Source organism: Arthrobacter sp. NicSoilB8 (assembly GCF_019977355.1).
GTDB lineage: Bacteria > Actinomycetota > Actinomycetes > Actinomycetales > Micrococcaceae > Arthrobacter.
Window position 1 is genome coordinate 4904097 of record NZ_AP024655.1, and the last position, 22822, is coordinate 4926918.

Sequence of the window (22822 nt, forward strand, 5' to 3'; positions counted from 1 at the left end):
CGGGGCTTAAAGGGCGGAGCCCGTGCGTCGCCGCACGGGCTCCCCGGGGATCGGTGCCACTGTCAGTCATGAGGTTCTCCTTCGCTGCGGACAGTCCTGCCGGTATCTGGTTCCATCCCCTTGCGGGACGGCGGCGGAAGTGTCGGGGGTTCAGCGAAAAAGGCCCGCCTGGTACAGGGCGAGGAAGACTTCGTCACGCTTCTGGTCCAGGAGCTGGCCGTTGAAACGCGTCGACTCTTCGCGTTCCTGATTCCTGCTCCGGAACAGGACCGTGTAGAGCTTGTTCATCATGGTTCTCACCTCCTCCCGGCGGCTTGATGGGCGGCTTGATCGGCGGCTTGATGGGGAACCCGGGGAACTTGACCGGCGCGGACCCGTTGCGGGGGCGGCGGCGCGGCGGGTCGGGGCGGTGGTTGAGGGGGTCACGGGGACCTTTCGTGGGTAGGGGATTGCAGACGGGCACGGGGACAAAGCAGGAATGCCGGGTGAACGGACGGTCGCCTTTAGGGCACGACAAATAAAGCCGTGGAAACAAAGAAATTGAATAGCACAATCCGGGCACGACAATTAAGCGCGAAATTCCGCGGCTTTAACTAAGCCGGAATTCCGGATACGGAGTGATATTCGATGGAGAGTGGCCCCGGACGCAGTGGCGCCGCAAACCCCAACAAGAAGCTGGGTTCCGAACTATGGGGAGGCTGCGCAACCGCGTGGTTCCGCTGTCCAGGCTGCTGTCACAGGGCTTCCCTTCAGGGAAGCCCTCCGCCATGCGTCCAGGCTGAATCACCTGGGACGGGAGGGGCGGTTAGGAAACAGTCAGTCCGACATTTGGGCGCGGCTCAGCGAACGAGGCCGGGGTGGCGGTGGTGGAGTACATCCATCCGCTAGTCAAAGTAATCTTCATTTTCCCAACCTCCTTTTCTGTCCTGCCGTGGCTCCGGCTGACTGGCCGGGCGACGGGCGCCGTGACCCCGGCAAGTCGCTCTGGGGTCAGGAATAAAAATACACTACAAATACGGCGGTTGCCTACCGAATTCATAAACTTTTCTGAATTTTATTTCATGAGCCGGATTTACAGTCCCCAGCGCACGACGGCGGGCGTCTTCTTGTCCCATCCCAACGTGCAGACTTTGGCGGTTCCCAGCACAAAATGGCGGCCCTCGTGGGGGTCGAGTCCGAGCCACCGGGCGGTCAGGATGCGGGAGAAGTGTCCGTGCGCGACGATCAGCACGTTGTCCAGGCCCGATTCGAGCACCCGGGCCACGATCTTGTCCGCCCGGGCGGCGACGTCGTCGAGCGCTTCCCCGTTGGGGACTCCGTGCGTCCAGATCAGATATTCAGGGTTGTCCTTGCGGATGAGGTCTGAGCTGATGCCTTCGTAGTCGCCGTAGTCCCATTCCACCGCCAGCGGCTCCAGCTGGGCATCGGGGTAGCCGGCGAGTTCCGCGGTCCGGCGGGCGCGGCGCAGGGGCGAGGTCAGGACGAGGTCAAAGTCGACAGTCTCGAGCACCTTGCGCGCCTCCACGGCCTGCTGCTCGCCTTCCACCGTGAGGGGCATGTCGGTCAGACCCGTGTACTGGCCGCTCTTGGACCACTCTGTTTCACCGTGCCGGAGGATCCACAGTTGGGGGCGGGGGCCGTTGGAAGGTGCAATCACTTAGGACTCCTCAGTGGTGGAAGGATCGACGCCGGCGGGCGCCGCCTCGGGCTGGGCCGCCCACCATTCCCGCAAGCGGGCTTCGGCGACGGCGGGATCGAGCGGACCGTGTTCCATGCGTTCTTCCAGCAGGAATCTGTAGGCGCGGCCCACTACGGGGCCGGGTTTGAGTCCCAGCAGGGCCATGATCTGGCCACCGTCCAGGTCCGGACGGACGGCCTCGAGGGATTCCTGTTCCCGCAGGGCCGCAATCCGGTCCTCGAGGTCATCGTAGGCGAAGGACAGCCGGTCCGCCTTGCGCTGGTTCCGGGTGGTGACGTCCGAGCGGGTGAGCCGGTGAAGGCGCTCCAGGAGGGGGCCCGCGTCGGTGACATAGCGGCGGACCGCGGAATCGCTCCATCCGGCTTCGCCGTAGCCGTAGAAGCGCATGTGCAGCTCCACAAGCCTGGCCACGGCTTTGATGGTGTCGTTGTCGAACCGGAGCGCCTTCATGCGCTTGGCGGTCAGCTTGGCGCCCACCATGTCGTGGTGCCGGAAGCTGACCGCACCGCCCGGTTCAAAACGGCGCGTGGCCGGCTTGCCGACGTCGTGCATCAAGGCCGCGAACCGCAGCACGAAGTCCGGGCCTGGTACCGGGCCGTCCGGCGCGGTTTCCAGCGCGGCGGCCTGTTCCAGGACCTGCAGCGAGTGCTGGTAGACGTCCTTGTGGCGGTGGTGCTCGTCGGATTCGAGGCGCAGGGCCGAGACTTCGGGCAGCACAAGGTCCGCGAGTCCCGTGTCCACCAGCAGGTCCACGCCGGCCCGCGGCTGCGCGGCGCAAATGAGCTTGACCAGTTCGTCGCGCACACGTTCGGCCGAGATGATGCTGATCCGTTCGGCCATCCGGACCATGGCCTCGCGGACTTCGGCGTGCAGCGACACGCCGAGCTGGGCCGCGAACCTCGCGGCGCGCATCATGCGCAGTGGGTCATCGGAGAAGGACGTTTCCGGCGGTCCCGGCGTGTTGAGGATGGAGGCGTGCAGGTCTCGGACGCCGCCGAAGGGATCGACGAGTTCCAGCATGGGCAGCCGCAGGGCCATGGCGTTGATCGTGAAGTCCCGCCGCAGCAGGTCATCCGTGAGCGATGTTCCGAAGGCCACTACCGGTTTGCGGGATTCGGGATCGTAGGCGTCGGCCCGGTAGGTGGTGATTTCGATCTGGAAGCCGGCCTTGCGCATGCCGATGGTGCCGAAGGCGCGCCCGATCTCCCAGTAGTTGTCCGCCCATTTCTTGATCAGGGCGACGGTCTGGTCCGGGGTGGCGTCAGTGCTGAAGTCCAGGTCGGGGGAGACCCGGCCGAGAAACAGGTCGCGGACGGGCCCGCCCACGAGGGACAGCTCATGGCCGGCGTCGACGAAGCGCTGCCCAAGCTCCAGAACCACCGGATCCACTTGGAAGGAAACGGTGTGGGAGTCAGTCTTGTGATGTGCGTGCGCCATAGTTACTTAAGCTTGTCAGAAAACCGCGCCAGCACCACACCGCAACCTATTGGGATCCGGCGGGTTCGTAACGATTGCGGACAAACTGCAGCGGGCCCAGTTTCCCGGCCGTCCACTTTCCAGCCATGTTTAGGTCATCAACAGCGGGCAAGAGTCGTTAGAGTGGACATCATGGCCCATCCCGTACCGAGCGCTCCCGGCAGGAGGACAAACGCACCGTTGCCGTCGGCAATAGGTGCCAATGTCGCGCCTGTCCAGCACACGGGCCATGCCTCGCTGCCCACCGTGGAGGAAATCTCCGCCGGCGGCGTCGTGGTGGATATGTCCGACGCCGAACTGCGGGTTGCGATTATCGCCCGCCTCAACCGCGGCGGCCGGCTCGAATGGTGCCTGCCGAAGGGACATCCGGAGGGCAAGGAAAGCAACGAGGAAGCCGCCGTCCGCGAGATCGCCGAGGAAACCGGGATCGAGGGCAAGATCCTGGCACCGCTGGGAAGCATCGACTACTGGTTTACCGTGAGCGGGCACCGGGTCCATAAGACCGTGCACCATTTCCTCCTGCGTGCCACCGGCGGCGAACTGACCATCGAGAACGATCCGGACAAGGAAGCCGTGGACGTCGCGTGGGTTCCCATCCAGGAACTGGCGCGCAAGCTATCCTTTCCCAATGAACGCCGCATCGCGGATCTGGCCAGGGAAGTCCTCCCGGAAGAGCGCTAAGGCTTCCGGGGCGGCCGGTGACGGCCGCGGATAGCGACTAATGCCCCGCCCGGGTGAGACGATGAAGACGATGTCATCAGCCAAACCCGCCCCCGTCCCCTCCGGCCCCGCCGATTCCAAAGCTGTCCAGTCCGGAGAAGCCCGTTCCAGCGCCATCATGGCCGCCGGAACCCTCGTGTCGCGTTTCCTTGGCTTCGCCAAGACCTGGATGCTGGCGGCCGCCCTGGGCCTGGGCTCCACCGTCAATGACACCTTCATCAATGCGAACAACCTCCCTAACCTGATCTTCCTGCTGGTGGCGGGCGGGGTGTTCAATGCTGTTCTGGTGCCGCAGATCATCAAGGCCAGCAAGGCGCCGGACAAGGGTGCGGACTACATCAGCCGGCTGCTGACGTTGGCGGTGCTGGTGCTGCTGGTGCTCACGCTGCTGGTCACGCTGCTGGCGCCTTCGGTCATTCAACTGACCACGCAGGGGTACTCGCCGCAGCAGAAGGCCCTGGCGGTATCGTTCGCGTTCTGGTGCCTTCCGCAGATTTTCTTCTACGGCCTGTACGCCCTGCTGACGCAGGTCCTCAACGCCCACGGCGCGTTCGGGCCCGCGATGTGGGCGCCGATCGTCAACAACATCGTGGCGATCGCCGGGCTGGGCATGTTCATCGCCATCATGGGCGCCAACGCCGTCAACCCGCACACCATCGACAACTGGGGGTCGTTCCAGACCTTCCTTGTGGCCGGGTTCTCCACGATCGGCGTGGTCGCCCAGACCGCCGTCCTGCTCATTCCCGTGTTCAGGCTCCGGCTGGGGCTGCGGCCGCGCTTCGGCTGGCGCGGGGTCGGGCTGGGCCATGCCGCGAAGCTGAGCATCTGGACCCTGGCGACGGCCGCCGTCGGACAGCTGGCCTTCCTTTACGTCATGCGCATCGCCACGATTCCGGGCGCGGAACGGCTCCGCCTTCAGCAGGCGGGGGACCCCGCGGCGGACAGCATTCCTGGCAATGCCGTGCTGGAGGTGGCCAGCCAGCTGTACCTGCTGCCGCACTCCATTATTGCCCTGTCCCTGGCCACGGTGCTGTTCAACCGGATGACCCGGGCCTCGCAGGACGGCGACCGGGCCGCGCTGCGCAACGCGCTCTCCCACGGGCTGCGGACCATGGCCGTGGCAACCGTCTTCGGCGCGCTGGCGCTCTTCGCGCTGGCCGGACCACTGGGCATGTTCTTCTCCGGCGGGGTCCGCCAGGACGGCGTCATGCTGGCCCAAACCCTCACGATCCTGGCCCTCAGCACCCCTTTCATGAGCGCCAACTTCATGATGTCGCGGGTGTTTTACGCCAATGAGGACGCCCGGACGCCGTTCTTCATCCAACTGGTACTGGCGCTGGTCAACCTGGCGTCCGCGTTCGTGATCCAGTTCCTGCCGTTCGATCAGATCATCTTCGCCATCGCCATCCTCTATACCGGCGGCAACATTCTCTCCGTGATTGTCAGCGCGGTCTTCCTGCGCCGGCTCCTGGGCCATTTGGACGGCCCGCGCATCGCCAGCTCCTACATCCGCATGGGATACGCGGCCCTGGGTTCCGCCCTGGCCGGGGCCGTGGCCTTGTGGCTGCTGGGCAGCTATAACCCCGACGGCTTCGCCTGGAGCGACCGGATCGCCGCCCTGGTGACGATCGCCGTCGTCGGTCCCGTCATGCTGGCCGCCTACTTCCTGCTGCTGAAGATGTTCCGGGTCACCGAACTCCAGGACCTCCTGCAGCCCCTTCTGGGGCGGCTGCGGCGGCGCGCCGCCGCAGCGCCGGGCACCGAGCCCGGCGCCGAGACCCTGACCGAAGGCGCAGCGGAGATGCGGAGGGTGCCGGAGCGGGCCACAATCTCCGTGGACACGGGCCTGATCCCGCGTATTTCCGGCGAGTTCGACGCCGCGTCCTTCCGGGCGGGTCCCGACATCCGGGAAGAAGACGCCTTCGCCAACGGCCGGCCGGCCGGTCCGGAGGGCGGCTACCTGCCGGCAGAAGATCTCCCGAGCACCGCGCAGGGCGGCTTGGGCCGGGGCGATGTTCCGTTGCCGGGCCGCCGGACCTATCAGGGGCCGGCCGGGCACAACCCCTATTTCCCGTTCAACCGGAAAAAGAAAAAATGAGTTCGGCCCCGTTTCAAACAGCCATGCTCACGCGGCCCGGACAGAGCATCGGCTAGGATCGAAGACTAACAAGGGGAGTTGCAGACCAGCGGTCAACCGGCTTGCCGGAGGACACACGGTTGCTCGCGGAGTGACCACGTCGGCAGATCCCGGACAGTCTAGGAGGAGCCCGTGTCCCACCCGATCGATGTCGGATCAGTACTCGGTGGCCGCTACAAGGTCACTGCCACCGTACTGACCTCACATGACCAGGATCTGGTGCTGGACGGTGTCGACCAGGTGCTCAACAGGCCCGTGAGCATTCTCGTCGCCGGACCGGGCAACGCCGATCAGGTGGCCCGGAGCGCGCGGGAAGTGGCCACCGGCGAACGGCCGGGCAGCGTGCAGATCCTTGACCTTGGCGTCAGCGATTCCACCACGTATCTGATCACCAACCACACGTCGGCGGCGGATCTGCTGGATCTCGTGGTGTCGTCCAACCCGCCGTATATCGAACCTTTCTTCACGGACACGCTGGGCAGCGAGATCTTCGGGCAGGCGCGTTCCCACGAACCCGAAACTTACGACGGACTCTACGACGACGAGGAAGTCGACGCCGGGTACATCAACTACGGGCACGCCCAGCCGGTAGCCGGCGAGCCGCAGGCTTCCCCGGTGGCACCGCCCGCCGGAGTTCCCTCACGGCCTTCGTCCGCACCCTCGGCCGCGGCCGGCGCGGCGGCCGCAGGGGCCGCTGCAGGGGCGGCGGCCGCAGGGTCCGCGAAAGCTCCCCAAACCCCGCGAACTGCTCCACAATCGTCCGCACGGCAGGAGACCACGGCACCGCAGCCCATCCAGGAGGGCGCAGCGCCCCGCCCGGCCGAGCCGGCAGCGCAGCAGCCCGCCACCGCCGCGGCACCTAAAGTCTCCCGGTGGTCCGACGACGACTACACCGGCGGCGATCAAGGGGGCAGCCGAGACCACGAGGGAAGCGCCGCCGGCGCCGGGCTCGCCGGGGCAGGTTTCGACACCGCGGACCGCGCGCCGGGCAACTTCCCTGCCTCCGCCCGTGCCGCCGTCGAGGAAGAGGACGAGTACGAGTACGAAGACGAGCCGCGCCGGGAGCCCCGCTCCATGCGCTGGCTGGTCGGCGGCCTGCTGGCCGCTGTCCTGGTGGTGGGCCTCGTCTTCGCGGTCACCAACCTCGGCAGCCTTTTCAAGAGCAGCCCCCCGACGACCGCCGCATCCTCCGCGCAGTCCGGCACGCCGGAACAGTCAACGGGGCAACCGTCGTCCACCGCCAGTGAGGCACCGGCAGCAGGGCCGCCCGTCATCGAGGACGTGACGCGACTGGGCAACTTCGATTTCGCCGGGACCTACGATGCCGACCTCGTCAAGACCTTTGACGGAAACGGCGCGAGCTTCTGGTCCGACATGGAATTCGCCACCGACGACTGGGGCGGCCTTGCGTCCGAGGTTCCCCTGGTCGTCAAGCTGAAGGGCCCCTCCAAGGTCTCCTCCGTCACCCTGAGCCAGCTCGGCGCCTCCGGTGGCAGCATCAGCGTCTTCACCAACGACAAGCCTTCCCTGGACGGCGCAAAGCAGATTGGCAGCAACAGCTTCACCTCTCCGGACCTGACCATGCCGCTGTCTGAACCGGTCACGGCGCAGTACGTGATCGTGTCCATCAAGACGCTTCCGAAGCTGGCGGCCCCCAAGACCCGCTATGGCTACGGCCTGCGCCTGGCCGAGATCAAGGTGCAGTAGCGGACCCGGTGCGGTAATCGGGCTGCGCCGGAGCGGGCTGAGTCCTGGCTGTCCCGGGCAGCAGCGGGCCTGTAATCGAGCCTGTAATGCCGGGCTGTCTCCGGCCTTGGTCCCGGCAACCCGGTACCCTGAGTAGTGGTGTCGCTCCGTGACGCCCATTTCGGCCGGAATATTCAGCACCCGGCAATAGTTGTGCCATGTGGCCGGCCATCGAGGCGGGCGCATCGACAAAGGAAGAGGTTCACCGTTCAGTGAGCAACGCAGAAAACACTGCCTCCGAAGTACGTGATGTCATCATCGTCGGCTCCGGCCCGGCGGGCTACACCGCGGCGGTGTACACGGCGCGCGCGAACCTGAAGCCGCTGCTCCTGGCAGGCTCGGTAACCGCCGGCGGCGAACTGATGAACACCACGGACGTGGAGAACTACCCCGGGTTCCCCGACGGCATCATGGGTCCTGACCTCATGGAGAACTTCGAGAAGCAGGCTGCCCGCTTTGGCACCGAGATCCAGTTTGAGGACGTCACCGAGCTGGACCTCGACGGCGACATCAAGACCGTCACGATCGGCACGGGGGAGACCTTCAAGGCCCGTTCCATCATCCTGTCCACCGGCTCGGCCTACCGCGAGCTTGGGTTGCCGAACGAGAAGCGGCTGTCCGGCCACGGTGTCAGCTGGTGTGCAACCTGCGACGGTTTCTTCTTCAAGGATCAGGACATCGCCGTGATCGGCGGCGGCGACTCCGCCATGGAAGAGGCACTGTTCCTCACCAAGTTCGCCAGGACCGTCACCGTGGTTCACCGACGCGATGCCCTCCGGGCTTCGAAGATCATGGCTGACCGCGCCCTGGCCCACGAGAAGATCAACTTCGTGTGGAACACCGGCGTGGAGGACGTCTTGGGTCAGGACAAGGTCACCGGTTTGCGGTTGAAGAACCTTGTGGACGGCACGGAATCCGAACTCGCCGTGACCGGCGTCTTCGTGGCGATCGGCAACGATCCCCGCACCGACCTGGTCAAGGGCAAGCTCGATCTCACCGCCGAGGGAACCATCGCCGTGGACGGTCGCACGTCTAAGACCAGCATCCAAGGCGTCTTCGCCGCCGGCGACGTCATTGATCCCACCTACCGCCAGGCGATCACCGCATCGGGTTCCGGCTGTGTGGCAGCCCTCGACGTCGAACACTACCTCGCAGATTTCCACGCCTAAACGGCGCGCTGCAACCCACCGAAGAGAGAGACACAGGTTATGAGCAACGCAAAAGACGTAACAGACGCCAGCTTCAGCACCGATGTACTGGCTTCCGACAAGCCGGTCATTGTGGACTTCTGGGCTGAATGGTGCGGCCCCTGCCGCAAGCTCGGCCCGATTTTGGATGAGATCTCCGTGGAGTACGGCGAGAAGGTGGATGTGGTCAAGGTAAACGTTGACGACAACCCGGCCATCGCGGCCGAGTACGGCATCACCTCCATCCCGGCCGTCTACCTTTTCCAGGGCGGCGAGGTCAAGAGCACCGTCATCGGCGCACGGCCCAAGCAGTTCTTCGAGAAGGAATTCGCGGACGTCCTGTCCTAGTTCCCGGCATGCCGGGTTTCTGGCAGACCTAGTTTCTGGCATGGCTTCGCGGTTAGTTTCCCTGATACTGCCCAGTAAGTTCCACAGCACCCCTTCCAGGGCCCGGAACAGCCCGGCGGGTAGTTCGAGACCGACCGATGGTGGCCCCCGCTTCACGCGGGGGCCACTTTTTTGTCCCAATTGCGGCTCTGCAGGAGAGCGGGCGCCTACGTGGGACTTATCGGCATGTATTGAATTCGCGGGGACAATCTTTATCGGTTTTCTAGGGATGTCTTTTTTTGAGGCAACCGATCTTCGAGTTGATGATTGTCCCTGGATGCTAACGGGGGGTGAAGAGCGGGCTGCGGCTGCCGAGTCGGCACGGCGAAGGCGTCAACGCACCCTGAGGGCTGCCGAGACTGGTTAAGCGCTGCCTTTGTTTCACGTGAAACATCTGCGTCCATGCGTCTCTGTGTTCACCTCACTCGGCGGCTCGGCGAAACATCGTGGTGCAGCCATCGTGGAGTCTGCACCACGGTGACGCTCACGGTAGCGGTCGCGGTAGGGGTCGCGGGACGATCGCGTGGCCGAAACACGATGTTCAATGGCCGACGCAGAAGGAAGGGAAATCCACTAACGCGTGTGGTTGTGACGCCACATCCGCCCGGCTGGTGTTTCACGTGAAACAGACACCGGGGAGAAGCCAGTTGTGCGAACTTTGAGCTGGCAACAGATACGACGCCGCAGGGATGAATGCCGGGGAGTAGGCGCGGTCACGGCAGGACTCACATGCAGCCAAGCTCCCAATAGTGGGTTCCAATGTCGACCTCCAAATGCAATGCGGTGCGCTCCGTATGCGGTCGAAGGTGGAACCCGGCGGAATGCAGAATGACAGCCCCATCGGAGCTGCGGGCATCTTTCTCCCATTTCCTTCGGTTGCATCGAAAGGGACAAATTCCGGGCCTGGAAGACGGCCGAACTGCGACATTGCGACCCAATCGCCGAATGGCCATCCCCGCCCTGCCAGTGTCCTGAACGGCAGTGGCGGACCATCCATTCGCCCTAATCCAGCACCACCATCCCCGGCAGCACCACCCGGGAGCCAATCCCGGCGGTACCAACTTCTGGTAGCTGCCTCACCCAAGACTGCCGGTGTTTCACGTGAAACATTCCGGCCGCCGTCCGGACGCTCCAGACGGCCAGAAAGTTGATCCGCTGGCGAGCGTCGCCGGCCCTCGCGGACTCATCCAGGCGAGCCTGGGGCTCAGTCGATGTTTCACGTGAAACACCGCCGAACCTGCGGACAGTTCCTAAACGAGACTGAACTATTAGATACTCATCAATGAAGCCGAGCCTCACCCCTCGCCTGCCGCTTCAGGACTGTCCAATCACGATCCTATGGGAGATCTTTTCTCCTCATTGACGCTTCTCTTCGGCGTGGATCAGCGGTTCTTCCGGGCCCGGAGCAGAGAGCACGTTAGTACTGGGGTGACGAATATGCCCTACGAATCCCGAGCTGGGGTGCCGTGCGGATATCCTCGATAGCAATCCCACCCCGGTCAAAACCCGACCACGTGGCCAAGCTCCCTTCGCGACTTCAATAGGTCCAGATCGACAGTGCCGCGCCGTTTCACGTGAAACATCATGCCCGCCGGCCCGCGGTCCCAACCTCCGATACGAAACCGGCGGGGCTCGCCCTCGCGCCAGGGCGCGTGCAAGTGCCAGACCAGGCCAGGCCGGCCCAAAGTGAGCCCGCCGGCAGCTGACGGCGCCGGGATTTATACGTCTGGGAGAACGCCCCGGGGAGCCTCCTAATGGTGGGGGACTGATTTCCCGGCCGAGTGGTGTCCCACCATCCACCCCGATGACTGCTCGATCTCTGACGGACATCATGGCGGTGGATCGCTAGCCTAGCCCCATGGATGGAGTCGGCGGGCAGCCTTCAGTCCTCTAGGTCCACCGTGCTCAGCAAATCGGCCCGCAATGCCTCGGCAGCATGGACCTTCGCGATGAAAGGGAAGGGGAACACGGGCGTCCACCCCGGGCCACGCCCGCCGTGTGCAAGCCCCAAGCGGCCATGCCCGGTCCTTAACCTGTCATCCCGATGAGGACAGCGCAGGGCTTTCTGCCGGCGCCGGTGGTTAGCAGGAAGCGTCGACGGGAAGCCTGGATCTCGCCGCACGTTAGCGGAGAGATTTGTATCTGGCAACTGCACGCAATCACCGAGCGGATACTTCCTGACTGTGGCACCGCCCCGGTCTGGATTCAGATTCACAGGCCGGATTGGATCTGTGGTCGGTATATCAGCGGACCAATCCCGCCCAACATAGTCAGAAATGCGGCCTGTAACGTCATCAAAGCGGGCCTGTATACAGCTTGTCCATCCCCATCTCGGCCATGTTGGCTCGCTCCCGTCGACGTCTCGAACGGGCATCCGGCTCGTTCACCACCGGCCCAGGTCCAGTGACATGTCCAGCTCAAGTACTTTGAAGCTCCACAGGAACGGTCTATCCAATGCAGCTAATTCCTCCTGATCTGTCCGGCGGGGGATCAGTTGTCCAGTGATCCCCATTCGCGGGTGCCGCACAGCAGCAGTTCCCCGCTTCCGCAAGAGAGAGTGCATTTCCCTCCTAGTCCCATGTGCGTGACGTGGCGTCGCCAATCGTAGACTCCAACGCCCGCCTCTGTTGCAGACTCCCACAGACCTCAGCTTCTTGTGCGAAGTGACCAACTAAGGGCATCCGCAGGGCCCTCGAGGGATAGCCGGATGCGGCCGAAGTCCATCAGTGGACGTCCCTTCAGTTGGCGAGGGGCCGCACCGACGAGCCCTCACCATCAGCTTCTGCGCCAGCAGCCCTGTCAACCAGTGAGTGGAGTCGGGCATTGGAGGCAGCCAATATTCGGGGCGATCAGTCACGTCCGGACGACGAGGACTTTGACTGTCCCGTCGATTTATCGCGAGTTCTCCACAGAAGTTATTCACACGGTTATCCACAGGCCCTGAGAGATTATTCACACCCACATGCTGCAGGCCACAAGCCTGGCATCTAGAGGTGAGATGTAGTCAGATGATCCGGCCCCACGATGCCCATGGCTGGCTGGCAGAAGGCATTCGACCATCCCAGGCAACGGCCGCGAAAGTTCGCCCAGATCAACGAGAAATTAACCATTGGGCGGCGATTTTATACGTAGTGCTCCAAGGCCGCCGGAGCGTTGTTCCCGACGACAAATCATGTTTCACGTGAAACCGAATGAGAGATTCGCAGTAAGCATCGGATCATACAGAACCACATGAACGGCTTCGTTCTCCGGTGTTGGCTCAGGGAGAATCGTCGTCCAATCCACAAAGTTATCCACAGTAACATCCACCGCCCTATCCACTGCACTATCCACTGAGCAAGCAGCGAATTTGCTGCCGCTGATGAGCCTGTGGATTACCCTCGGCGGCCCACTTCTGCATGCCATCATGCTGACCCCGTATCCATCACGAACCACTGCGGCCCACATGCTAGCCCGATCCGCGCGGCCCACACCGCATCACGGACTCCGAATATTGAAACAGCGTGAGCCGGCTGGACGGTCCGCCACACCTAGGGAGCGCGTAGCGTGGCAACAAACTTGAAGAACACGGAGAGGGCACCGGGGGAGCGCAGCAGCTCACCATCCAATTTCCAACACCCGCAATCGGTCATCCGGTATCCGTGGCGTCCTCGGATTCTGGCAACCGCCGCCGCAAGTCCCGGGTCTCGTTGGCGCCCCCAGCCTGCAGAGCGCTCACCGGGCTACAGACGAGTCATAGCAGGCCATCCGCGGCCCGGAGACCAAGTCACCCGCCGCAGAGACGGAATCGCCGGCATGGTCTCCGCATTGCATCACATGGCGTAAGCGCGGAGGGACACAGACCTCCGGCAGTCGCGCCGGCTCGATATAGCCGGGGATGGAGACACCCGAACGATATGCCACTGTCGAGCAAGCGAAGTTCACCCGCCGCCGAATCACGTGCCGCCTCGGTGCCTGGCCGTCCGGGTGCCGCGCGGTAACCTCGTTCAGGCCCAGCGACCGTGTTCCCGTCCGACGACTGCCTCCTGGCCGCAGGTGCCACCCCGGTCCAACTGACGAGCACCGGATCACTGTCTACTCCGGACACCATCCACCTGCCCGGTTGAACCTGCGACCTGTCGGGGCAGCGCTCAGCGCTCCTCAGCATCTCCAATGTCCGGACCAAGGAGACGGCATCGATGCCATGGATCAAGAAGTTCGTCTGCCGGAAACTCTGCCGTGTCGGGATCTTCTGATGCGTCGATGTGAAGGAGGATCGTTGCTGCTTTCTAGCCGGACACATTCAAGATGAAAACCGCGGAACAAATGGGAGCTGGCCAGAAGATCCGGGCAGTCACCGAGACCCGGACAATACGGACCACAGCCCTCCCGGAAGTCCCGTCATCCATCCGGGCGAGGCCTTCGCATCCGCAGCGGGGAGGTGGTGGTTCCGGCTCGGGCCGCGGTCCCGATCGCCGTCGGGGTCGAGCCGCGGTCTACGGACCGGATTCTGAACTACGAACCTAGGCCAGGCCTGGGTCTCACACGCAAACGGAGGTTGCGTGCTGTTCCGGCCACCGAGACTGGAGGACGCCACATGGTGTGAGTCTGTGGGCGGACTTGGACCCAGACGGCTACCCAAAGGTCGAGAGGAGACCGAACCGGGGTCTATGAACGGTCAGGTGTCTTGCCGCAAGGGCTCGCTGCGTGGACAACTGGATCGCGGACTGTGCTGGACCGTACCGACGCCTGGTTCGCCGCAGTACTCGCGGAGGACGCCTCGACAACGGCTGGTCGGAGGTAGAGGGGGACGATACACCCGGCACGGCAGGGGAGAATCCTTCCCGCTACTACGGCACACGGGGAATTTCCTGCCACTAGACGACCTACTGCATTGTCCGTTCATGCTGCCCCATCCGTCTCCAAATAACCGGGCAATGGATCCAGGCGGTGCAGCGTGGGTGTATTGAGTGGGTCGCAGACGCACGCTGGACCCGTCAGTCGAAGGTGCATTGCAGCCATCGTATGCGGCCGCAGCGACCGAGGACGCACTGGCAATTCTTTGAGCAGACGACCGCCCACCGTACGGGTTGTCCTGCCCGAATCGAACAACAGGAGAGAAGGAATTCGGTCCTTTGTTGCGCTCTTTGAGATCTCGGACGAGGAGCCCTAAGTGGCAAATCCCTTTGATGGTCCCTCAATCCTTGGTGACCGGGTGCCTCTGCCGCCGGAGCGGAAGCTCGTTCACTAGCCGGTTCCCAGTTGGTCAGCCGGCCCAGGGGCTTTGTGATGAAGCCCGGCGGCTCGGGATGTCCGCTTGGATGGGTGTCCATGGATGGGCGTTCTCCAGCCGGTAGACCTTGTGTCGTCGAACCCGCGGCTCCGCTCCGAACGTCGACTTTGGCCGGTCGCGCACCTGCCTCACTGAGTTGGGGTCAACGCGGGGTGAGGTTTGGTGGCAGCGTTTCACGTGAAACAGAGATCGGAGAGGCAGTCGTCCTGCTCGCTCCAAGCCGCCCGGCTGGGCCTCAATCACGTATCTCGGCTGGTGCGGGTGGCTAACGATGGGGACAGCCCTCCGCAATGCAGACCGCGCTTCATCGAAAGGTCAACACCTCGGCGATCGTTCGATTCGGCTAGGGCGTGTGTCGTAAGACTGTCAGCCAGATGCTGATGGCTCGGAGAACGGCTCCGCCGCGGACACGGTCTGGGCGGGTGAGTGGCCTGCCTGGGCTGGCGCGGTGAACTTCAACTGGTCCATCAGAGGGGTGAACGTCGGGGCGTCCCGGCCCTGTCCGGGGGCACCCAACAGCACCACCGGTCTGCCATTGTCTTCGACCAGGGCGTGGATTTTGGTGCTTAGTCCGCCGCGGGCCCGGCCGATCGCATGATCATCGGGTTCAGCAAACAGGGTCATGTAATTCGACGGGCCTCCTGTGATGCGGGGAAGATTGCTCCCGTGCTGGTGCACACGGTCCACCGTCGAATCGACAGAGACAGACCAATCCACTTCACCGCGGGCCTCAGCCACCGTCAGCAGTTCGGCCTCGATTCGGTCCCAGGTTACGTCCCCGCTGTAGCGGCGGTGCCGCTTGCATATCGTCTGCCGTGGACCGTACCCGGTTGGCAGGTCACGCCAGGCGATCCCACACCGGTACCCGTAAATGATGCCCTCAACCACCCGGCGGTTAGCCCTGAACGGATGCCCCCTGCGGCCGGCAGACGACGGTAGCAACGGTTGAATGTGGGCCCATTGCCCGTCAGCCAGAACAGAAGTACGCGACACCCCTCAAACATTCTCTACCATCGCGCCGTCATTTAGGCAACACGCCCGGAACGCTGACGATGTTTCACGTCAAACAAGGGACGCAGACCCGGGAGCCAAAGGCCCCGCCGGCCCGGAGACCAGGAGGACAGTTGCGGTCCCGACGCTGCAGGTTGATTGTGGTCTGAGCCTCCCGGGGCAATTCCCGCCCTGCCCCACTACCGCAAGCGTCTGTCGGTCGCAGGCTCCATCCGGAGCACAGCTCGTGTCAGCTCGAGGGAGAGTGGCAAGATCCTGGACCCTCGCGCGCTCGGCGGCCCCGGCAACAAGCCCAGAGCATCATCCACGATGTAGGCTCGGTGCATCTTCGTTCGCCAGTAGCCACGGGTTCAGGACAGCATCTCAACTGGAAACCGTCGGCCCGAGTCGCCAGGAGTTCTCGTGAACAAGACATGAGGAGCACCTGCTGCCGGGCCCTGCGTTGTCGGGCAGTTCCTGAGGGTCCGGCGAGAGTGGCCCGCACGTGGTGTGTGCCACGAGAGAAGCACCCTGGTGAGGCGGTCGAAGCGCCTCGCAGACGGGCCCATGGGTGTCTGAACATTGACTGTAGCGATCACGGCGCCCGGTCCCGGCGCCGGATCAGCTGCGGAGAACCATGCCCTGTGGCTGCCCACGCCGGACTCCCTGGGCGTGTCTCTCCGCTGCGGTAGCAGTCAGGCACGAGCCCTGTTCACGTGGTGGGGCCGAGCATGCCGGCCCCGAACTGCAGGCCTATTCCTGCCGCCGTACCCAGCCGTAGCCATAGCCCCCGAAACGCACGGCACCGGCTGTTGCTGCGCATCAGCCCACTATTAGTGACGCGGGACGAATCCGCTGCTCCGGAGAGAGACGTGCAATCCGACGCAGGAGGTGACATCCCCGAGGCAGATATCCAAGGGCCGATGGGCCCTTAAAACCAGGAGGGCCTGTTTCACGTGAAACAGGCCCTCCCGGAGATGCTTGGCGACACACGCTCTAACTGGATGCGCCCGGCGACAGGACGTCCATGATGCGGTTAAGGTCCTCGACGCTGGCGAACTCGATGCTGACACGTCCCTTGCGGGCACCGAGCGAGATCTTGACGTTGGTGTCAAGACGGTCAGACAGCGACGAAGCCAGGTAGTCCAGCCGTTCGTGGCGCGCCCCCGGCCGCGGGATGTTGTTCTTGGTCGGGGAGGCGGGGCTCTGGTAGAGCGTCACTGCCTCTTCGGTCGCCCGGACCGACATGCCTTCTGACACAATCTTCTGCGCGAGGCGCTCCATCGCCGCAGCATCCGGGAGGGCCAGCAACGCGCGGGCGTGGCCGGCCGAGATGACGTTGGCGGCAACCCGCCGCTGAACCAGCGGGGGAAGCTTCAGCAGCCGCAGGGTGTTGGACACCTGCGGACGCGAACGTCCGATTCTGTCTGCCAGCTGCTCATGCGTCGTTCCGAAGTCTTCAAGAAGCTGCTGGTAGGCCGCAGCCTCTTCAAGTGGGTTGAGCTGGCTGCGGTGCAGGTTCTCTAGCAGGGCATCGCGGAGGAGGTCATCGTCGGTGGTGTCGCGGACGATCGCGGGGATAGTTTCCAGGCCAGCGGCCTGTACTGCCCGCCAGCGCCGTTCGCCCATGACGAGCTCATAGGGCTCGCCACCTTCTTCGGTTGAGGTACGGACCACAATTGGCTGGAGAACGCCGATTTCTCGCACGGAGTGCACCAGCTCCGCCATGTCGTCCTCATCGAAGACGGAACGGGGCTGTTTGCGGTTGGGATGGATGTCGGTAACCGGGATTTCGGCAAACCTGACACCGGGAACGTCCACAAGTTCAACACCGTTGTCTTCGGCGGGCTCAGGGGCAGAATCGAACGCAAGCTGCTCGCCGGCGTCGGACACGGCCGGCTTGGCAACCGGCGGGGTCTTCGGGGCGGCTGTCTTCCGGGCGGGCGCCTTCTTGGTCACAGCGGCAGCGCCGTCCTCCTCGGGGCTGGCAGCAGCATCGGAGGCAGAGGCAACTGATGAGCCGCCGGCCTTCCCAGCGGCAGGCCGCGTCGGCTTGCTGTCAGCGGAGTTGCTGTCAGCGGTGTTGGTGTCCTCTGTCTGCAGCGCCTTCGACTGCGCGGCGGGTATGTCCAGGAGAGTCTCGGCGTCGGGAGTTTTCTTCCGCGCTTCGGGAAAGAAGAGGTCCACGGGCCGTGACGGGGCAGCACCATTTCCGGAGGCGTTAGCCGAGGCGGAACTTGGAATGAGTGCGCCAAGTCCACGGCCGAGGCCGCGTCGCTTATCGCTCATGGATAAATCCCTCCAGTGGAAGAGCCGGGATTCACCTGGCTCTGGCTAGTGCAATTTTCGAAAGATTCTAACGTTCAGCGATTTCCGCAGCGGCTTCCAGATAGGACAGGGCACCGCTGGAAGAAGGATCGTACGTCATGACCGTCTGCTGGTAACTCGGCGCTTCGGAGATACGTACCGACCTCGGCACCACGGCCCCCAGCACCTGCTGCGGGAAGTGCTCGCGGACTTCGGCTGCCACCTGGGCGGCCAGGTTGGTGCGCCCGTCGTACATGGTCAGGAGAATCGTGGAGACAACCAGATCAGCGTTCAGATGCTTCTGGATCATCTCGATGTTCTTCAGGAGCTGGCTCAGGCCTTCGAGGGCGTAGTACTCGCACTGGATGGGGATGAGGACCTCGCCGGCAGCACAGAAGGCGTTCACAGTCAGGAGCCCGAGGCTCGGCGGGCAGTCAATGAAGATGTAGTCCAGCCGCTCTTCGCCATTCTTGGCGCGCTCCTTGGAATACACATCGATCGCGCGTCGCAGCCGCTGTTCGCGGGCCACCAGGCTGACGAGCTCGATTTCGGCGCCGGCAAGGTGGATGGTGGCGGGCGCACAGATCAGGTTGTCAATGTCGGGGCACGGCGCCACGACGTCCTTCAACGGGACGTCGTTGATCAGGACATCGTAGATGCTGTCGACGTCGGCGTGGTGCTCAATACCCAGGGCTGTCGAGGCGTTCCCCTGGGGATCGATATCGATCACGAGCACGTTCAGACCTGCGGCCGCGAGGGCAGCGGCGATGTTGACGGTGGTCGTCGTCTTGCCGACCCCGCCCTTCTGGTTGGAAACCGTGAAAATCCGGGTCTTTTCCGGCTTCGGCAGCTTTCGGCCGAGCAGCCGCTCGCGGCGCCTATTCTCGTGTGCGAGCTCCCGGGCGATGGGGCTGGAATCATCGATGGAATCCAGCACGTTCCCGGTGTGCGAAAGCGACGTTTCACGTGAAACACCGGCCATACCGGTGGCCCTTGCAACCGAAACCGTGTGATTTCCGGAGTAGTCATGAGCGACTGCAGGAGCCGTAAACGCCCGTGCGGACCCCAGGGACACAAACGGCGGGATCCGTTGTGTGGAGGCTTCGCTACTGCTCACTATGACACGCTCACTCTCATTCGGCTTTTGCTGCCGGTTACTAGCCTAACCTCTTCCCCTCAGACTCCCCGGGCACCGGGGCCGGTACTAGGCAATCTTTTGAGGCTTGTTCACTACGATTCGGACCACGGTGGTGGGTTCTTCGAGAAGGTCCTCGCCCACCAACACCACGGACGTCTCAATACCGCCCAGCTTGCGGATAACCTTGGCGGCCTTTTCGATTTCCTCGCCGGCGCTGCGTCCCTTGATGGCGACAACTTCGCCCTTGCCCGCCAGGAGCGGAATGGTCAGTCCGGCGAGGTTGGACAGGGCGGACACCGCGCGGGCCGTGACGACGTCGGCGTTCACCAGTCCCACCGCAAGTTCAGCACGGGTGCGCATGATCGTGACGTTGTCCAGCCCAAGATCATCCACCACCTCCTGAAGCCAGATGACGCGGCGTTCCAGCGGTTCGATCAGGGTCAGTTCCAGGTCCGGCCGGGCGATGGCCAGGCAGAGGCCGGGCAGGCCCGCTCCGCTGCCGACGTCGGCCACGTGGCTTCCGTGGGCAATCTGGCTCTCGATCACGGCACAGTTGAGCACATGCCGGCTCCACAGCCGGGGCACTTCGCGGGGCCCGATCAGGCCCCGTTCCGTCCCGGACGTCGCCAGGTGCTCGACGTAGCGCTTCGCCAGGTCCAGGCGGTCACCGAAGATTGACTCTGCTGCTTTGAGTTCGGGCGCGGTAATTTCAACCATCAAGCTAGTCAACGGTTCAGTCTGCGGAGACTACGATGTGCCGGTCAGCGCCTTCGCCTTCGGACTCGCTTACGAGCCCCAAATCGGCGACGGCGTCGTGCACGATCTTGCGCTCGTAGGCGCTCATCGGAGCAAGGGCGACAGCCTCGCCGGACTTCTTGACTGCGGCGGCGGCGTCCTCTGCGATCTTCTGCAGGTCGCCGGCACGCTCGGCACGGTAGCCGTTAATGTCCAGCACCAGGCGGGACCGGTTCTCCGTCGCGGACAGGACGGCGAGCCGGGTCAGCTCCTGGAGGGCTTCCAACACTTCACCGTCACGGCCGACCAGGCTTTCCAGACCGGCCGATTCCTCTTCAGCCACGATCGAGATGTAGGTACGCCCATTGCGGACCTCGATGTCGATGTCTCCGTCGATGTCCGCAATATCGAGCAGTTCTTCGAGGTAGTCCGCAGCAACGTCGCCTTCTTCTTCGAGGCGGCTTGCGGAAACACTCTTGACAGGGCTGTTCTCCTCGGACGCGTCGTGGGACGCCTCCTGGGCGTCGTCCCGGTCCTCGTCAAACTCGGCAGAAATAGCGTGTTCGGTGCTCTCGGCGGACATTACTTCCTCTTCCTGTTTTTGCGTTGCGGCTGGACGCGCTGGGTCTTCGCTTCGACGGCGGCAGCAGCGGCGGCTTCAGCCGCCTCGGCGTCGACCTTCTTGCCGCCCAGAAGGGGAAGTGCGGGCAGGCCCTTGGCGGCGCGGCGCTCGGCGAGGGCCTTGGCGGCCGGCGATCCGGGCGTAGGCATCCGGCGGATGACGAAGAACTGCTGGCCCATCGTCCAGAGGTTGGTGGTTGTCCAGTAGATCAGGACGCCGATGGGGAAGTTGATGCCGCCGACGCCGAAGACGACCGGCAGGATGTACAGCATCATTTTCTGCTGGCGCATGAACGGGCTGGCCAGGGCCTCTTCGGACATATTCTTGGCCATGATCTGCTTCTGCGTGATGAACTGCGAGGCCGTCATGGCCAGAATCATCACGATGGAGAGAATCCAGACCGCCGTTTGATTGCCGCCGCCGCCGTGGAGCAGCGACGCGGACAGCGGGGCACCGAAAATCGTGGACTGGTCGAACTGCACGACCTGTTCGTGGCTCATGGCGCCGATGCCCTGGCCGCTGGTGGCCGCCGCGGTAATGCCGGAGAGGACCTGGAAGAGCGCGAAGAAGAACGGCATCTGGATCAGCATGGGCAGGCAGGCCGAGAACGGGTTGGTGCCGTGCTTCTTGTACAGCGCCATCTGCTCCTGCGCCATAGCCTGGCGGGACAGCTGGTCGGTCTTGCCTTTGTATTTGTCCTGGAGCTTCTTCAGGTCCGGCTGCAGCAACTGCATCCCGCGCTGGGCCTTGATCTGCTTGACGAAGACGGGAATCAGGGCGGCGCGGATCACCAGCACCAGCCCGATGATGGCAAAGGTCCACGTCCAGCCACTGGCCGCCGGCATGCCGATGGCGCTCAGGCCATCGTGGAATCCCACCATGATGGCTGAGACGAGCCATTTGAAGGGGGCCAGGATTGTTCCAAAGATGTCCATACGATATCCCTATTCGTCAGGCCGCAGAGCGGCCTTCTCCATCAGTCTGAGCAGCCAAGTACTTGTCCGGATTGTTCAGCACAACAATTGTGGGGGTGCGGTCGGCGGGCCACTCCCGGTGCCCGGCGGGGACATGGTCCACACCGCCGGCATTCCAGGGATGGCAGCGCAACAGGCGCCTTGCTGCCAGCCAGCTGCCTTTCACGGCACCGTGCACCGTGATCGCCTCAAGGGCATAGGCCGAACAGCTGGGGAAAAAACGGCATACCTGGCCGTACAGCGGCGAGACCACCTTGCGGTAGGCCATCAGCAGCAGGATGAGGATGTTGCGGGGCAGGTTCCAGACCACCTTACCCAACCGGCGCGGCGCCGATCCGAGACTCGCAACGCTTAGGTGGGGGACGACGGCGGCAGTTGAGTTACGCACGCGGGGTCCCTTCCTGTGTTGTCTCGTAAGAACCTGATGAAGCAGCCTTCGGAAGGCGGGTGCCCAGCCGTTTCATGGTTGTCTCCAAGGCGGCGTCATAGTCGGCGAGCAGTTGGTCCCAGCTGGCCCCAGCCGCGGCGGGCAGTGCCCGGACCACGATGGCGAACCCGCTGCCGTATTTCTGCAACGACAATGCACCGGCTTCTCTCAGTCTCCTCTTAACGAGGTTCCTGACGACAGCGTTCCCAACACTCTTGGAAACGATGAATCCGATCCGGCTTGGTTCATCGGCAGCGATAGCTGCCGCATATAACACTACGTTCCGGCGTCCATTGCGGACACCGGAACGTACAGTTGTTGAAAAATCGGTTGATGTCCGCAGACGGTTCCTGGTGGCCAGCACCGTTAAACTCGCACAGGGATGTGGACCGACGAGTCAGTTATTTAGGCCGACAGTTCGGTGCGGCCCTTGCCACGACGGGCTGCCAGGATGGCACGGCCGGCACGGGTACGCATACGAAGGCGGAAGCCGTGCTTCTTGGCTCGACGGCGGTTATTCGGCTGAAAAGTCCGCTTGCTCACGTTAGTTACTCCAGTGGATCAAAGGTGCGCCCACCCGATCAAGGGGGAAGAACTGGCCGACGCTAAGTTTTGTATGTTCCGCTTCCCTCGACTCGCACGGCGCGGGGCGTCGGGAGAGATTCAAATGAGGCGAAAAGCGTACACATGGGACTTCACAACGTTAGGGCTTGCCGACCTCCCGAGTCAAACCGGGGGTCCCTCCGCCCTCTTTCCCCAGCTGTGGCTAACTGCCTCCACAGCCTGTGGATGAGCCCGGTCACAGGCCCCGTTTGAGAACCACAACGGTGTAATTATCCACAGGACACAACCCAGCTATCTTCTAGCGTTTTCATCCCCTACAGTGTCTCAGTAACCCCTTATCCACGGACTGTGCATAACCCTGTGGATTAAGCCGGGCCGGTGCACTGCTCCGGACCGTGTGGATGCACGTAATGCAGGCCAGCAAGTTTGAGGAACTGATTG

The 22822-nt window shown here is 63.6% G+C and carries 17 protein-coding genes; 5 read left to right on the plus strand and 12 right to left on the minus strand.

Translation table 11 applies throughout. The features are described from left to right. Positions 1–150: 150 nt before the first annotated feature. The 3 genes from LDO15_RS22150 to LDO15_RS22160 form a co-directional block, all read right to left on the minus strand. Positions 151–291 (minus strand): hypothetical protein, encoded by a 141-nt coding sequence (locus LDO15_RS22150; protein ID WP_223982523.1) that lies wholly within the window; start codon positions 289–291, stop codon positions 151–153. A 781-nt stretch (positions 292–1072) separates the two neighbouring features. After that, complete coding sequence (locus LDO15_RS22155) at positions 1073–1657, minus strand: histidine phosphatase family protein (RefSeq protein ID WP_208641917.1); 585 nt, start codon at positions 1655–1657, stop codon at positions 1073–1075. Beyond that, complete coding sequence (locus LDO15_RS22160) at positions 1658–3136, minus strand: CCA tRNA nucleotidyltransferase (RefSeq protein ID WP_223982525.1); 1479 nt, start codon at positions 3134–3136, stop codon at positions 1658–1660. A 171-nt stretch (positions 3137–3307) separates the two neighbouring features. On the opposite strand from LDO15_RS22160, the gene LDO15_RS22165 reads away from it, so the two are divergent. The 5 genes from LDO15_RS22165 (at position 3308) to trxA (ending at position 9313) form a co-directional block, all read left to right on the plus strand. After that, a complete protein-coding gene (locus LDO15_RS22165) occupies positions 3308–3856 on the plus strand; it encodes an NUDIX hydrolase (RefSeq protein ID WP_223982527.1) in 549 nt (182 codons plus the stop codon). Positions 3857–3917: 61 nt separating this feature from the next. Further along, positions 3918–5993, plus strand: a complete 2076-nt coding sequence (murJ, locus tag LDO15_RS22170) for a murein biosynthesis integral membrane protein MurJ (RefSeq protein WP_223982529.1) — start codon at positions 3918–3920, stop codon at positions 5991–5993. Positions 5994–6164: 171 nt separating this feature from the next. Then, entirely contained in the window at positions 6165–7739 is a 1575-nt protein-coding gene (locus LDO15_RS22175) for an ABC transporter substrate-binding protein (RefSeq protein WP_223982531.1), read from the plus strand. 251 nt (positions 7740–7990) lie between these two features. Next, positions 7991–8947 carry a thioredoxin-disulfide reductase gene (gene trxB, locus LDO15_RS22180; RefSeq protein WP_223982534.1) on the plus strand — a complete coding sequence of 319 codons (957 nt, stop codon included), beginning with the start codon at positions 7991–7993 and terminating at the stop codon, positions 8945–8947. Positions 8948–8986: 39 nt separating this feature from the next. After that, complete coding sequence (gene trxA / locus LDO15_RS22185; RefSeq protein ID WP_223982537.1) at positions 8987–9313, plus strand: thioredoxin; 327 nt, start codon at positions 8987–8989, stop codon at positions 9311–9313. 5677 nt (positions 9314–14990) lie between these two features. Here trxA and LDO15_RS22190 read toward each other — a convergent pair. From LDO15_RS22190 to rpmH, 9 genes are all read right to left on the minus strand, one after another. Beyond that, positions 14991–15617 (minus strand): IS5 family transposase, encoded by a 627-nt coding sequence (locus LDO15_RS22190; protein ID WP_223982539.1) that lies wholly within the window; start codon positions 15615–15617, stop codon positions 14991–14993. Between the two features lie 993 nt (positions 15618–16610). Continuing rightward, complete coding sequence (locus LDO15_RS22195) at positions 16611–17903, minus strand: ParB/RepB/Spo0J family partition protein (protein ID WP_223982541.1); 1293 nt, start codon at positions 17901–17903, stop codon at positions 16611–16613. Between the two features lie 67 nt (positions 17904–17970). Beyond that, positions 17971–19038: a ParA family protein gene (locus LDO15_RS22200; protein WP_223982542.1), complete on the minus strand. Its 1068-nt coding sequence runs from the start codon at positions 19036–19038 to the stop codon at positions 17971–17973. Between the two features lie 87 nt (positions 19039–19125). Continuing rightward, positions 19126–19776 (minus strand): 16S rRNA (guanine(527)-N(7))-methyltransferase RsmG, encoded by a 651-nt coding sequence (gene rsmG / locus LDO15_RS22205; RefSeq protein ID WP_223987639.1) that lies wholly within the window; start codon positions 19774–19776, stop codon positions 19126–19128. 16 nt (positions 19777–19792) lie between these two features. Then, positions 19793–20377: a R3H domain-containing nucleic acid-binding protein gene (locus tag LDO15_RS22210; RefSeq protein ID WP_223982544.1), complete on the minus strand. Its 585-nt coding sequence runs from the start codon at positions 20375–20377 to the stop codon at positions 19793–19795. Further along, positions 20377–21351 (minus strand): membrane protein insertase YidC, encoded by a 975-nt coding sequence (yidC, locus tag LDO15_RS22215; protein WP_223982546.1) that lies wholly within the window; start codon positions 21349–21351, stop codon positions 20377–20379. The genes LDO15_RS22210 and yidC overlap by 1 nt, the downstream gene beginning before the upstream one ends. 16 nt (positions 21352–21367) lie before the next feature. Next, positions 21368–21709, minus strand: a complete 342-nt coding sequence (yidD, locus tag LDO15_RS22220) for a membrane protein insertion efficiency factor YidD (RefSeq protein WP_223987641.1) — start codon at positions 21707–21709, stop codon at positions 21368–21370. 61 nt (positions 21710–21770) lie between these two features. Then, positions 21771–22181: a ribonuclease P protein component gene (gene rnpA, locus LDO15_RS22225; RefSeq protein ID WP_223982548.1), complete on the minus strand. Its 411-nt coding sequence runs from the start codon at positions 22179–22181 to the stop codon at positions 21771–21773. A 41-nt stretch (positions 22182–22222) separates the two neighbouring features. Beyond that, positions 22223–22360 (minus strand): 50S ribosomal protein L34, encoded by a 138-nt coding sequence (rpmH, locus tag LDO15_RS22230; RefSeq protein ID WP_003800212.1) that lies wholly within the window; start codon positions 22358–22360, stop codon positions 22223–22225. Positions 22361–22822 lie beyond the last annotated feature (462 nt).